Raw genomic sequence first — 12,636 nt, 5'->3', positions numbered from 1 at the left:
TTTTTTCGTCTGGAGACAGTGGATTGTCGAGCGTCCCGCCATCCGTTAACCCCCCCAACCGCTGGCAGGATGTGCTCGCCGGTCTGTCGATTGCCGGTCTGCTTCTGCCCGAGGCGGTGGCGTACTCGACCATCGCCGCGCTGGCGCCCCAAGCCGGGGTGATTGCGCTGTTTGCCGGACTGCTCTGTTACGGGCTGTTTGGCACCAGCCGCTTCGCCATTGTTTCGGCGACATCTTCTTCTGCGGCGGTACTGGCGGCGGCTACGGCGACGCTGGCCAGCGGTGATGCGCAGCTGCGTTCAACCCTCGCGGTCGGTCTGGTATTGGTCACGGGCGCGCTGTTTATGCTGGCCGGGGTTTTTCGGCTTGGCAGCGTCACTGCGTTTATCGCCAAACCGGTACTGCGCGGGTTTGCCTTCGGGCTGGCGCTGACGATCATCCTCAAGCAGGTCGCCAGCGTGGTGGGTGTGCACCTGACCGACGCCAATCTGGTGCGTTTCGCCCCACAATTACTGGAACAATTGCCGCACTGGAACTGGCCGGCTGCGGGCGTCGCGGCGATGGCGCTAGTGCTGCTAGGCCTGTTTTCGCGGTTCCCACGTTTGCCGGGCGGTTTGCTGGTGGTGGTGATTGGCATCGCGGCGGGGCAATGGTTGAACCTGCCGGGGTATGGCGTGAAGCTGATCGGCGTTATCGACCTGAGCCTGGAACTGCCAAACCTGCCGGCCTTGCCGTTCGCCGACTGGCTGCGTTTGGGCGAAGTCGGTTTTGCCCTGGTGATGATTCTGTACGCGGAATCTTATGGCTCGATCAGCTCGTTTGCGTTGAAACACGGCGACCGCGTGACCTCCAACCGTGACTTGCTGGCGCTGGGGGCGGCGAATCTGTTGTCCGGGTTGTTCCATGGCATGCCGGCGGGTGCGGGGTATTCGGCGACATCGGCGAATGAGGCGGCGGGTGCCACATCACGTTGGGCTGGCGGGGTGGCTGCGTTGGTGGTGCTGATCATCGTGCTGACCGTGTTGCCGTGGATCGCTTTGACCCCTGAGCCGGTATTGGCGGCGATTGTCATGCACGCGTTGGGGCGCGGTTTGAGTCTGCAGCCATTGGGGCGTTATTTCATCTGGCGTCGCGACCGCGTGCTGGTGCTGTGCGCGGTGGCGGCGGTGCTGGTGCTCGGTGTGCTCGACGGTTTGCTGGTGGCGGTGGCGATCAGTGTCTTGCTGATGCTCAAGCAGATGTCGTCGGCGGACATTCAGGTGCTGGGGCGAATTGACGGCGGGCATGACTTTGTCGATCAACAGCGCCATCCGACGGCAATCGGCGAGCCGGGGGTGTTGATCGTCCGGCCGGGCGAGGCGCTGTTCTTTGCCAATGTCGAGCGGATCCTCGGCGCGGCGTTACGCTTGATTCGGCATTCGCAGGAACCGTTGCACGCGGTGATTCTCAGTCTGGAAGAATCACCGGATCTGGATGGCACCAGCATCGAGGCGCTGCAAGAGTTTTTCCTGCGGGTGCATCAGGAAGGCAAGCTGCTGATTCTGGCGCGACTCAAACATGAGGCGTTGGTGGTGCTGGAGGCATTACCCGAAGTGTCGGCCAACGGCGTGATCCTCAGTGGCTTGAGCGTTGATGGTGCGGTGCAGAAAGCCCTCAAGCTCAACACATAACCCCTGTAGGAGTGAGCCTGCTCGCGATAGCGGTCTGCCAGTTGATACAAGTTTGACTGACACACCGCTATCGCGAGCAGGCTCACTCCTACAGGGGAGCGGTATTCCAAGGCATAAAAAAACGCCGCGCATCTGACGATGGGCGGCGTTTTTCATTGCGTTGTAACGTTAGGCTTGAACGACCGGAATGTTGGCGTTCGCAGCAGCTTCACGGAACTCGGCGATCTGGTCGAAAGACAGGTAGCGGTAGATATCGGCCGCCATGCTGTCGATCTTGCCAGCGTATTCCATGTACTCCTCGACGGTCGGCAGGCGACCCAGGATCGAAGCCACGGACGCCAACTCGGCCGAAGCCAGGTAAACGTTCGCGCCGTCGCCCAGACGGTTCGGGAAGTTACGGGTCGACGTCGACACAACAGTCGCGTTCGGCTCAACGCGTGCCTGGTTACCCATGCACAGCGAGCAGCCCGGCATTTCCATGCGCGCGCCAGCCTTGCCGTAGATGCCGTAGTAGCCTTCTTCGGTCAGTTGGTGAGCGTCCATTTTGGTCGGCGGCGAGAGCCACAGACGGGTTGGCAGCTGACCCTTGACCTGATCCAGCAGTTTACCGGCAGCGCGGAAGTGACCGATGTTGGTCATGCACGAACCGATGAACACTTCGTCGATCTTCTCGCCAGCAACGCTGGACAGCAGACGGGCGTCGTCCGGATCGTTTGGCGCGCAGAGCACAGGCTCGCTGATGTCGGCCAGATCGATTTCGATGATTTCGGCGTACTCGGCGTCGGCATCGGCTTCCATCAGTTCCGGGTTGGCAACCCAGGCTTCCATCGCTTGTGCGCGACGTTCCAGCGTACGTGCATCGCCGTAGCCTTCGCCGATCATCCAGCGCAGCAGAGTGATGTTGGAGTTCAGGTACTCGGTGATCGACTCTTTCGACAGCTTGATGGTGCAACCGGCAGCCGAACGTTCGGCCGAGGCGTCGGACAGTTCGAACGCCTGTTCCAGGGTCAGACCTTCCAGACCTTCGATTTCCAGGATGCGGCCGGAGAAGGCGTTTTTCTTGCCTTTCTTCTCAACGGTCAGCAGACCGTTCTGGATGGCGAAGTAAGGAATGGCATGAACCAGGTCGCGCAGGGTGATGCCAGGTTTCATTTTGCCTTTGAAACGCACCAGGATCGATTCCGGCATGTCCAGCGGCATAACGCCAGTGGCGGCGGCGAACGCGACCAGACCGGAACCGGCCGGGAACGAGATGCCCATCGGGAAACGGGTGTGCGAGTCACCACCGGTACCGACGGTGTCTGGCAGCAGCATGCGGTTCAGCCACGAGTGGATGATGCCGTCGCCCGGACGCAGGGAAACGCCGCCGCGGGTCATGATGAAGTCAGGCAGGGTGTGGTGGGTGGTTACGTCGATCGGCTTTGGATAGGCCGCGGTGTGGCAGAAGGACTGCATCACCAGATCAGCGGAGAAGCCCAGGCACGCCAGGTCTTTCAGTTCGTCACGGGTCATAGGACCGGTGGTGTCCTGAGAACCCACGGTGGTCATCTTCGGTTCGCAGTAGGTGCCAGGACGAACGCCTTGGCCTTCACCCAGACCGCAAGCCTTGCCGACCATTTTCTGCGCCAGGGTGAAACCCTTGGTGCTTTCAGCCGGCGCTTCCGGCTTCTTGAACAGGTCGAACGGTGGCAGACCCAGTTCGGCGCGAGCCTTCTCGGTCAGGCCACGGCCGATGATCAGCGGGATACGGCCGCCAGCACGAACTTCGTCCAACAGGACCGGAGTCTTCATTTCGAAGGTGGTCAGGACTTCGTCGGTGCCGTGTTTGCAGACTTTGCCAGCATGCGGGTACAGGTCGATCACGTCGCCCATGTTCATGTTGGAAACGTCGAACTCGATTGGCAGGGCGCCAGCATCTTCCATGGTGTTGTAGAAGATCGGAGCGATTTTGCTGCCGAAGCAGAAACCGCCAGCACGCTTGTTCGGCACGTAAGGAACGTCGTCGCCGAAGAACCACAGTACCGAGTTGGTAGCGGATTTACGCGACGAACCGGTACCGACCACGTCACCGACGTAGGCGATCGGGAAGCCTTGACCGCGCATTTCTTCGATCTGCTTCATCGGGCCGATGGCGCCCTGCTGATCAGGAACGATGCCTTCGCGAGCCATTTTCAGCATGGCCAGGGCGTGCAGCGGGATGTCCGGGCGGGACCAGGCGTCTGGAGCAGGGGACAGGTCGTCGGTGTTGGTTTCGCCGGTGACCTTGAACACGCGCAGGCTGATCTTGTCGGCCAGCGTCGGGCGGTTCTTGAACCACTCGCCGTCAGCCCAGGATTGCAGGACGCCTTTAGCGTGAACGTTGCCGTTCTTGGCTTTTTCCGCGACGTCGTGGAACGCATCGAACATCAGCAGGGTGTGCTTGAGTTGCGCGGCAGCGACTGGCGCCAGCTCGGCGTCGTCCAGCAGGTCAACCAGGGTCACGATGTTGTAGCCGCCCTGCATGGTGCCGAGCAGTTCTACAGCGCGTTTCTTGTCCAGCAGAGGGGAGGAAACTTCGCCCTTGGCCAGTGCAGACAGGAAGCCGGCTTTTACATAAGCCGCTTCGTCCACGCCTGGTGGAATGCGATTGGTGATCAGGTCAACGAGAAATTCTTCTTCGCCAGCCGGAGGGTTTTTCAGCAGCTCGACCAGGCCTGCTGTTTGTTCGGCGTTAAGCGGCTGGGGAACGATACCCAGGGCTGCACGCTCTTCGATATGTTTGCGGTAGGCTTCAAGCACAGTTATTACCCTCATCAGTGGTCCCAAATGGGTGTCCGGGACGCTCATCCCGAAATTGCCGTACTCATGCGCCTCACGACGTTGTGGGTCGTTCGGCCAGAATTACCGGCAATTCCTTACAGAAGCTGCTTTCAAAGTTTTACGCCTGCAGAACGGGGAGCTGATGAGGGTTGGCGTTGGGCTTTTCCCCGCTGGAAAAACCCTTCGCCAACACCGCTCTGAAGGAACGACTGTGCTCGTGACGCTTTGAAAACAGCTTCTAACGGACATTGGCGCCTTAAAAGGCTGGCTGATTCTACGGCAAAAAAAATTTAAAGGTAAGTCGGGCTCTATTGGACTTTGGTGGCGTTGTGCGTGGCCCGGTCAAACTTCGGTGACGCCGTTGCCCCTGATGTTTGAGGGGTGATCAATGCCCGACAAAGGGCTAACATGCCGACCTGTTCCGCGTTTCAGTGTTTTGTTCATCCTATGCCCAATCAGACCATCAAGACCCCCTGCGTCGGCCTCTGCTCCACTGTTTACGGTGATCTGGTGTGCCGTGGCTGCAAGCGTTTCCATCACGAAGTGATCCATTGGAATGGATACAACGAGGAGGAAAAACGCGCGGTGTGGCTGCGTCTGGAACAATTGCTGTCACAAGTGATGGCGGGCAAGGTCGAGATTTTTGATTCGGCGCGCCTGCGCCAGCAGCTTGAACAGCGCAAGATCCGCTTCGTGCCGCATCAGTCGGAATATTGCTGGGCGTATCAGCTGATTGCCCGTGGGGCGCGGGTGATCATTAATCTGGACGCGTACGGGATGGTCCTGCTGCCGGAGTTTCGCGACTGGAACCTGCCGGAATTGCGCGATGCCATTGATCGGGAATTTTTCCTGCTGTCGGAAGCGCACTATCAGCGCTACATCGCGCCCGGTTTCCTGAAAGACGCCTTCGGCGCCTAGAAGCTTCGCGAGCAGGCTCGCTCCCGCATTTTGCAATGCATTCCAATGGTAGGAGTGAGCCTGCTCGCGATAGCGGTCTATCAGTCGACATTGTTGTTGTCTGGCACGCCGCCATCGCGAGCAGGCTCACTCCTACAGGGATCGCATTTCAATATGAGCTGTTCAGTGTTTCACCGCCAACTCCAGCAGATGATCCTCAACCTCCTGCGGCTTGAGCACCAGCACATCACTCTCCAGTGCATCCAGCACCACTTCAGCGGTATTGCCGATCAACGCCCCCGACAACCCGGTCCGCGCCACCGTGCCGATCACGGTTACCGCCGCCTGCAGCTTGTGCGCCATGAACGGAATCAACACATCTGCCGGGCCTTCCTCGATGTGCAGATGCTCGTCATCGACATCAAACTCTGCCTGGAACGCCCGGCATTGGTCGCGATAACGCGCCTCGATGGTTTCCTTGAGCTGGAAGGTCGGATCGGCTGCTGACAGCATGGGCGACGGATGCGCAGTGATCACGTGCAAATGCCCTTTGGCGAGGCTGGCAATGTCATAGCCGTGATCGATGATCGTCGTGTGCAAATGCCGGTGCTCGCCATCGGCATTGCCGACATCGACCGCCGCCAGAATCACTCGGTCCTTCCAGGGCGTAGAGGTTTTTACCAGCAGCACCGGGGTCGGGCAGTGGCGCAGCAGTTTCCAGTCGGCCGGGGTCAGCAGGGCTTTTTTCAATGAGCTGTCGGGGAAATGTTGCTTGACCACCAGCCCGCAGCCCTCGGCCTGCTGCACATCGATAATGGTTTCGTGCAGGCTCTCGTTCCACGCCTGTTCGGTGGTGACGCTGTAACCGTCGGCCAACAGCGTGGCTTTAAGCACGCCAAGCATGCCGGCGTGGTCGTGCTTGCGGTCGCACACCAACAGGTGCAGATGGGCCTGGGTCACGCCCGCGATCAACTTGGCGCGCTTGAGCGCCAGGCTTTCCGAATGTTCGGGTTCGATGACCACCAGAATGCTGCGAATGGCTTGCATGAGCGGAGTCTCCAGCAAAGAAAAGGCACGGCGTTGCTCAACTATAGTTGCTGCTCATGCGCCTGCGACTTGATGCATATCAACGCTGGCGACTGGTGGTCTGCGGACAGGCCGGTATAATCGGCGCCCTTCGCTCGAACACCTTTACCGTGAGCCCCATGATCCTTCCCGAAATCCACGAATTCCTTGGCTGCCGCACACCTGACGCCTGGGTCCAGGCGGCACTGGCCGATCAGGAAACCCTGCTGATCGACCACAAGAACTGCGAGTTCAAGGCCGCCAGCACCGCGCTGAGCCTGATTGCCAAGTACCATTCCCACGTCGACCTGATCAACATGATGTCGCGTCTGGCCCGCGAAGAACTGGTGCACCACGAACAGGTGATGCGCCTGATGAAGCGCCGCAAGATCGAACTGCGCCAGCTGCACGCCGGCCGTTACGCCTCGAGCTTGCGCAAAGTGGTGCGCAGTCACGAGCCGGTGAAACTGGTTGATACGCTGGTGGTTGGCGCGTTCATCGAGGCGCGCAGTTGTGAGCGGTTCGAAGCATTGGTGCCTCATTTGGACGAAGAACTCGGCAAGTTCTACTTTGGCCTGCTGAAAAGCGAGGCCCGGCATTTTCAGGGTTATCTGAAGCTGGCGTATCAGTACGGTGATGCGAAGGACGTTGAACAGGTAATCCTGCGGGTTCGCGCGGCGGAGCAAGAGTTGATCGAATCCCCGGATGAAGAATTCCGCTTCCATAGCGGCGTACCTGCCTGAGATTGTTAAAAACTCTTAAGAGTATGAAACATCACTGAAAACCGGCCCCCGGGGCCGGTTTTTGCTGCCTGAGGCAAACGCCTCGCCAGCGATTGCCGCCATAATGACGACCCTTTCACACATGGGTTGGCACACAGTCGTTATGGATAACCTGGGTTTTGGCAAAGTCCTGCTGGTGGAAGACGACGAGCGTCTTGCCGCGCTGATCGCGCACTTCCTCGAACAACATGGCTACGAAGTCCGCTCGGTGCATCGCGGCGATCTGGCGATGGCCGTGTTTGTCGAATTCAAACCGAAAGTGGTGGTGCTCGACCTGATGCTGCCGGGGCAGAGCGGGCTGCACGTGTGCCGCGAGATTCGCAGCGTCTCGGACACACCGATTGTCATCCTGACAGCCAAGGAAGACGACCTCGACCACATTCTCGGCCTGGAATCCGGTGCCGACGACTACCTGATCAAACCGATCAAGCCACCGGTTCTGCTCGCTCGGTTGCGTGCCCTGCAACGGCGTCAGGTGCCGGACAGCGGCGTGGTCAGTTTCATGGAGTTTGGCCGGTTGAGCATCGACCGCAGTTGTCGCGAAGTTCGCCTGGCGGGCGAGATCATCGAAATGACCACCATGGAATTCGAACTGCTGTGGTTGCTGGCCAGCGCCGCCGGCAAGATCCTTTCGCGCGATGACATTCTCAACCGGATGCGCGGCATTGCTTTCGATGGGCTCAACCGCAGCGTCGACGTGTACATCAGCAAATTGCGCAACAAACTCAAGGACAATCCCCGTGAACCGGTGTGTATCAAGACCGTGTGGGGCAAAGGTTATCTGTTCAATCCGTTTGCGTGGGAGCTGTAGATGCTGCGGTTATTTCTCGGGCTGTTTGTGGTGATGACAATCGGTCTGGTGTTGGCGTTGCAGACCGTAGAACACACGTTCAACGCCTTGCTCGACGGGCAGATGCAGGCATACAACCGCGAGGCGGTGCGCGGTCAGGCGTGGTCGCTGGTCGAGCATATGCGCGATCAGCAGGGCAAAGCGCGTGAGCAGCAGCTTGAGGCCTTGCGCCCACATTACGGCCTTTCATTGGCGCTGGTCGAGGCCGATCAACTGGCCCTGACGCCACAGGAAAAAACCGAGCTGGCGCAGAATCTGTTGGTGATTCGCGACAACTACACGCAGTTCATCAGCAACATTGACGGCGGGTCGCAGTTGCTCAGCATCAAGTTGCCGCCTGAACCGAGCCTGATGCCGTTCTACATCACCGTGGCTTACATGATGCTCGCGGTGTTGATCGGCATCGTCCTGTTCTTCTGGGTACGCCCGCACTGGCGCGATCTGGAGAAACTGCGCCTGGCCGCCGAGCGCTTCGGCGACAACGATCTGGCGGTGCGCATTCAACTGTCCAAGCGTTCGAACATTCGCGATCTGGCCGAGCACTTCAACCTGATGGCAGCACGTATCGAAGGCTTGATCGCCAATCAGCGCGAGCTGACCAACGCGGTGTCCCACGAACTGCGCACGCCGATTGCGCGGTTGTCATTCGAGCTCGACCAACTCAAGCAACAGCCGGACGCCAGCCAGAACCGCGAGTTGATCGCCGACATGTACGCCGACCTCGGCGAGTTGGAGGAGATGGTTTCGGAACTGCTTACTTACGCCAGTCTTGAGCGCGGTGCGACGGTGATCAAACGTGAAAACATTCAGGCGGCCAACTGGCTCGACAGTGTCGTTGGCAGCGTCGCGCTGGAGGCGGAAGCGGCGGGGGTGCAGTTGTTGATTGGCGATTGCCGGCTCGAAACGGTACGCATCGAACCGCGCTTTATGGCGCGAGCGGTGATCAATCTGCTGCGCAACGCAATTCGTTACGCCGAGCAGCGCGTTGAAGTGACGCTGGTACGCCACGGCGATTATTACGAGGTGCGCGTCAACGACGATGGACCGGGCGTTCCGGTAGACGGGCGGGAGAAGATTTTCGAGCCATTCTCGCGGCTGGATGCCAGTCGCGATCGGCGTACCGGCGGGTTTGGTTTGGGGTTGGCGTTGGTGCGCCGGGTGTCGCAGTCCCATGGCGGGCAGGTTGAAGTCTGGGAATCGGAATGGGGTGGGGCGTCGTTTCGGATGACCTGGGCGCACCTGGATTGACGTGTGTTGGCCTTGCCGACGCCACCACATAAATCAGAAGGTATACGCCACCTGTCCAGCCAATGAAGTCTGCAAGCGGCGGTCGACAATCGGGCTGTCTGCCGCTTCATGGCTCAGGTACTGTACCGCCAGCACTGACGACACACTCCAGCGCTCATCGATCGGCAATGTCCAGGTCAAGTCCGCGCCGCGACTGATCAACCCGGCTTTCGCGTCATATGCCCGGAACTGGCTACGCGCAGCCTGCGCCGTGCTCACGCCATACCAGGTGTGCAGGTAATCGCTGTCGCCGAACTGGCTGTTCAGTCCGCCGAACACCTTGCCGAAACGGCCCTCATACAACGGCAGGTTGATGCTCAGTTTCAGGCGATTCCACGACGAACCGGTGTCGTGGTCATCGTCGTCCTTTTCCAGCGCATGTTCGAAACTCGCCCCGAGAATGATCGGCCCCATATGATAGCGGCCGTCCACGCCCAGCACCGGGCGCGACTTGATCGAACCCATGCCGTTCAGTTCGTCAGAACCCTTGAATCCGGTCTGGCGATCCTTGCGCACATCGCTGGCGCCGATGTAGACGCTGAGGCCGAAATCCTCTTCGTCGAATCCCCAGCCCAAACCCCGGTCGCTGTCGAGAAAAAATCCCTGCGGGCTGACCAATTCGACACCCACCAGCGGCGCCGTCACTCGCTCTTCACTGCCGCTGAAGCGCGGTGCATTGACCGCCCCGGCGCGCAGGGTCGCGTGCCAGTCCTCAGCGCGCAGCGAACCGCCGGGCACCAGCAGGCAAAGGGAGGTCAGAGACAGCGAGAACGTTCGAAACGAAATCAGCATGGGGCACCCGAGGGGAATGTGGATGCGCCCATGCTAGGCGGGAGGCGAGCGGCAATCTTTGGCAGCTTTGTCGGGAAACTGTCAAAGACTGTTAAGCCGCGATCAGAAATCCCACTTCGTTGTCAGCATCAAATTGCGCGGCTCGCCGTAGAACGTCGTGTCGAAGTTGCCCAGCCCTGTCAGGTAGCGCTTGTCGAACACGTTGTTGGCGTTGACCGTAAAGCTCAGGTGCTCGTTGTACTGATAGCGGCTCATCAGGTCGACGAGGGTGTAGCCACCTTGCTTGATGCGCGTGTAATCGCCGGCCGGCGCACTGTAGATCTTGCCGTAGAACGCACTCTGCCAGCTCACGCCGCCACCGACGGTGACTTTGTCGAGCACACCGGGCAAGCGGTAGGTGGTGAAGGTGCGCACCACGTGTTCCGGCTTGGTGGTCGACAGCGGATAGCCGTAGATGCGCTGCTCATCGGCATCGCGGCTGCGCGCGTAGGTGTAGCCGGCGGAGACGTTCCAGCCGTCGGCCAGTTCGCCGGCCAATTCGAGCTCAAGGCCTTTGGTGGTGGCGCCGTCGATGGCTTTGTAGATGCCTTCGTTAGTCACCGCGTTGGTGCCAATCGACTCGGCCACGCCATCCTGCTCGATGCGGAAGACCGCCAGGCTGGCGTTCAAGCGACCGTCGAAATACGCAGCCTTCAGGCCTGCCTCGTAGCTGTCGCCCTCGACCGGTGCGAGGGTCGAACCGTTGCTGTCCTTGTAGGTTTGCGGCTGATAGATGTTGGTGTAACTGGCGTACAGCGAGTAAGTGTCATCGAGGTCATAAACCACCCCGGCGTACGGCGTGACCACGCCGTGTTCCTTGTAGCTGGCGTGGGTGTCGTCGAGCCCGGCACCAGGGTTGTAGCCATAGTCCTCGTTGTATTTGAAGGTGCTCAACCGGCTGCCGAGAATCACCGACAAATCGTCAGTCGGGTGCAGGCGCGTGGCCAGGTAAATGCCGTTCTGGCTCTGCGTGCGTTCGTACTTGCCGTTCTTCGGGAAGTCCTGTTTCGGCAAGTCGCCGCGCCAGTCATAGATGCTTCCCGGGACTTCGGCGAAGGCGCTGGTGTCGTAGGTCGAACCGGTCTGGCGCGAGTGCGCGGTCATCACGCCGGCGACCAGTTCATGTTCGCGGCCACCCAGCGTGAAAGGGCCGGAGACGTTGACGTCAGCGGTGTTCTGTACGCGATGCCCCTCCCAGCGGCCCCAGTACAGGAACATGCCTTCGCCGGTGGCGCGATTCGGGTTGCCGCCGCTCGCCGAAGCCAGACGGGTGTCGTGGTCGGTGGTTTTCTGGTCGACGCTGACCTTGAATTTCCAGTCGTTGGCCAGCGCCTGTTCGAGCGAGGCGAAGTAGGTGATGTTGTCGAAATCGCGACGGCTCCAGTCGGCACCGGAGTTGAAATGACGGGGGAAATCGGTGCGCCCGCCGTCGGCAAAATACACCGGGTTACCGGTCCAGGAAGTGCCGCGTGGGGTAGTGCTGGACTTGTCGATGCCGAAGGTCAGCAAGGTATCGTCAGCCAGGTCGGCTTCGAGGATGCCGTAGAACAGGTCTTTCTTCTGGCTGTAGTGATCGAGATAGGAATTCTTGTCCGAATAAGCGCCGACGAAACGTCCGCGCACATTGCCCGAATCGGTCAGCGAACCGGAAACATCGCCGACGGTGCGATAGGCATCCCAGGAGCCGACCGTGCCGCTGATCGACGCCTTGAATTCTTTGGTCGGTTTCTTGCGGATCAGGTTGACCGTGGCCGACGGGTCGCCGTTACCGGTCATCAGCCCGGTCGCACCCTTGATGATTTCCACGCGGTCGATGCTGGCGGCGTCGTCACCGTTGTTCGGGTTCTCACCGTAAACACCGTCGTACGGGATGTTGATGCCGTCGTACTGGAAGTTGGTAATGGCCAGGCCTCGCGCGGAAAACTCGGTGCGGTCACTGTCGTATTTCTGGCTGGAGATGCCCGGAGTGTTGCGCAGCGCATCGCCGACGCTTTGCACGCCGCGATCGTCCATTTGCTGGCGGGTGATCACGGTGACCGATTGCGGGGTTTCGCGAATCGACAGCGGCAGGCCGGTCGCCGAGGACATGGTACCGGTGGTGTAAGCGTGGGTGTCTTCGGTGGTGGCGCCCAGACCCTCGGCAGAAATGTTAGTGGCGCCCAGTTGCAGCGCTTGATCGGTTTTGGCGGCAGTTTCAGCGGCTTGGGCGTTGAGGCTCAGCAGCGCCAGCGCCAACGGGCACAAGGCAAAACGAAAACGGACGTACGGCATGGAGATCCCTTTGCATCAAATCGATCGGTCGTTGAAGTGCTTCTGAGGGGTTAACCGAACGAGAAAGGCAAAAGGGAACTGTCTGGAACAAAATGTGAAGCAGTGGAGTTCCCCTGTAGGAGTGAGCCTGCTCGCGATAGCGGTCTATCAATCAACATTGTTGTTGTCTGGCACACCGCTATCG

The 12,636-nt window shown here is 59.9% G+C and carries 9 protein-coding genes; 5 read left to right on the top strand and 4 right to left on the bottom strand.

All coding sequences use genetic code 11. The features are described from left to right. Nucleotides 1–23 precede the first annotated feature (23 nt). Nucleotides 24–1,670, top strand: coding sequence for a SulP family inorganic anion transporter (locus JFT91_RS21510; protein ID WP_201233781.1), 1,647 nt, complete (start codon nucleotides 24–26; stop codon nucleotides 1,668–1,670). 168 nt (nucleotides 1,671–1,838) lie between these two features. Here JFT91_RS21510 and acnB read toward each other — a convergent pair whose 3' ends face one another. Then, nucleotides 1,839–4,448, bottom strand: a complete 2,610-nt coding sequence (acnB, locus tag JFT91_RS21505) for a bifunctional aconitate hydratase 2/2-methylisocitrate dehydratase (RefSeq protein ID WP_201227121.1) — start codon at nucleotides 4,446–4,448, stop codon at nucleotides 1,839–1,841. A gap of 468 nt (nucleotides 4,449–4,916) precedes the next feature. On the opposite strand from acnB, the gene JFT91_RS21500 reads away from it, so the two are divergent. Continuing rightward, nucleotides 4,917–5,387, top strand: coding sequence for a DUF1289 domain-containing protein (locus tag JFT91_RS21500; protein WP_201226966.1), 471 nt, complete (start codon nucleotides 4,917–4,919; stop codon nucleotides 5,385–5,387). A 162-nt stretch (nucleotides 5,388–5,549) separates the two neighbouring features. On the opposite strand, the gene uspL is transcribed toward JFT91_RS21500, so the two are convergent. Beyond that, a complete protein-coding gene (gene uspL / locus JFT91_RS21495; protein WP_201233780.1) occupies nucleotides 5,550–6,413 on the bottom strand; it encodes a universal stress protein UspL in 864 nt (287 codons plus the stop codon). Nucleotides 6,414–6,571: 158 nt separating this feature from the next. Between uspL and JFT91_RS21490 the strand changes: the two genes are divergently transcribed. From JFT91_RS21490 to JFT91_RS21480, 3 genes are all read left to right on the top strand, one after another. Then, complete coding sequence (locus JFT91_RS21490) at nucleotides 6,572–7,174, top strand: MiaE family protein (protein WP_201233779.1); 603 nt, start codon at nucleotides 6,572–6,574, stop codon at nucleotides 7,172–7,174. Between the two features lie 142 nt (nucleotides 7,175–7,316). Next, complete coding sequence (locus tag JFT91_RS21485; protein WP_201234030.1) at nucleotides 7,317–8,024, top strand: response regulator; 708 nt, start codon at nucleotides 7,317–7,319, stop codon at nucleotides 8,022–8,024. After that, nucleotides 8,025–9,311, top strand: coding sequence for an ATP-binding protein (locus JFT91_RS21480; protein ID WP_201233778.1), 1,287 nt, complete (start codon nucleotides 8,025–8,027; stop codon nucleotides 9,309–9,311). Between the two features lie 33 nt (nucleotides 9,312–9,344). Here JFT91_RS21480 and JFT91_RS21475 read toward each other — a convergent pair whose 3' ends face one another. Beyond that, on the bottom strand, nucleotides 9,345–10,142 hold the full coding sequence (locus JFT91_RS21475) for a MipA/OmpV family protein (RefSeq protein ID WP_201233777.1): 798 nt from the start codon (nucleotides 10,140–10,142) through the stop codon (nucleotides 9,345–9,347). Between the two features lie 102 nt (nucleotides 10,143–10,244). After that, on the bottom strand, nucleotides 10,245–12,452 hold the full coding sequence (locus JFT91_RS21470; RefSeq protein ID WP_201233776.1) for a TonB-dependent siderophore receptor: 2,208 nt from the start codon (nucleotides 12,450–12,452) through the stop codon (nucleotides 10,245–10,247). Between the last annotated feature and the right edge of the window lie 184 nt (nucleotides 12,453–12,636).

This window comes from Pseudomonas sp. TH08 (assembly GCF_016651275.1).
Lineage (GTDB): Bacteria > Pseudomonadota > Gammaproteobacteria > Pseudomonadales > Pseudomonadaceae > Aquipseudomonas.
Note: the sequence above shows the minus strand (reverse complement) of the source record. Positions and strands in the feature narration are given on the sequence as shown.

What these genes read in the sequence shown, in the direction of transcription:
- JFT91_RS21500 (WP_201226966.1), top strand. Translation starts at nt 4,917, where the DNA reads ATGCCCAATCAGACCATCAAGACCCCCTGCGTCGGCCTCTGCTCCACT.
- uspL (WP_201233780.1), bottom strand. Translation starts at nt 6,413, where the DNA reads ATGCAAGCCATTCGCAGCATTCTGGTGGTCATCGAACCCGAACATTCG.
- JFT91_RS21490 (WP_201233779.1), top strand. Translation starts at nt 6,572, where the DNA reads ATGATCCTTCCCGAAATCCACGAATTCCTTGGCTGCCGCACACCTGAC.
- JFT91_RS21485 (WP_201234030.1), top strand. Translation starts at nt 7,317, where the DNA reads ATGGATAACCTGGGTTTTGGCAAAGTCCTGCTGGTGGAAGACGACGAG.
- JFT91_RS21480 (WP_201233778.1), top strand. Translation starts at nt 8,025, where the DNA reads ATGCTGCGGTTATTTCTCGGGCTGTTTGTGGTGATGACAATCGGTCTG.
- JFT91_RS21475 (WP_201233777.1), bottom strand. Translation starts at nt 10,142, where the DNA reads ATGCTGATTTCGTTTCGAACGTTCTCGCTGTCTCTGACCTCCCTTTGC.
- JFT91_RS21470 (WP_201233776.1), bottom strand. Translation starts at nt 12,452, where the DNA reads ATGCCGTACGTCCGTTTTCGTTTTGCCTTGTGCCCGTTGGCGCTGGCG.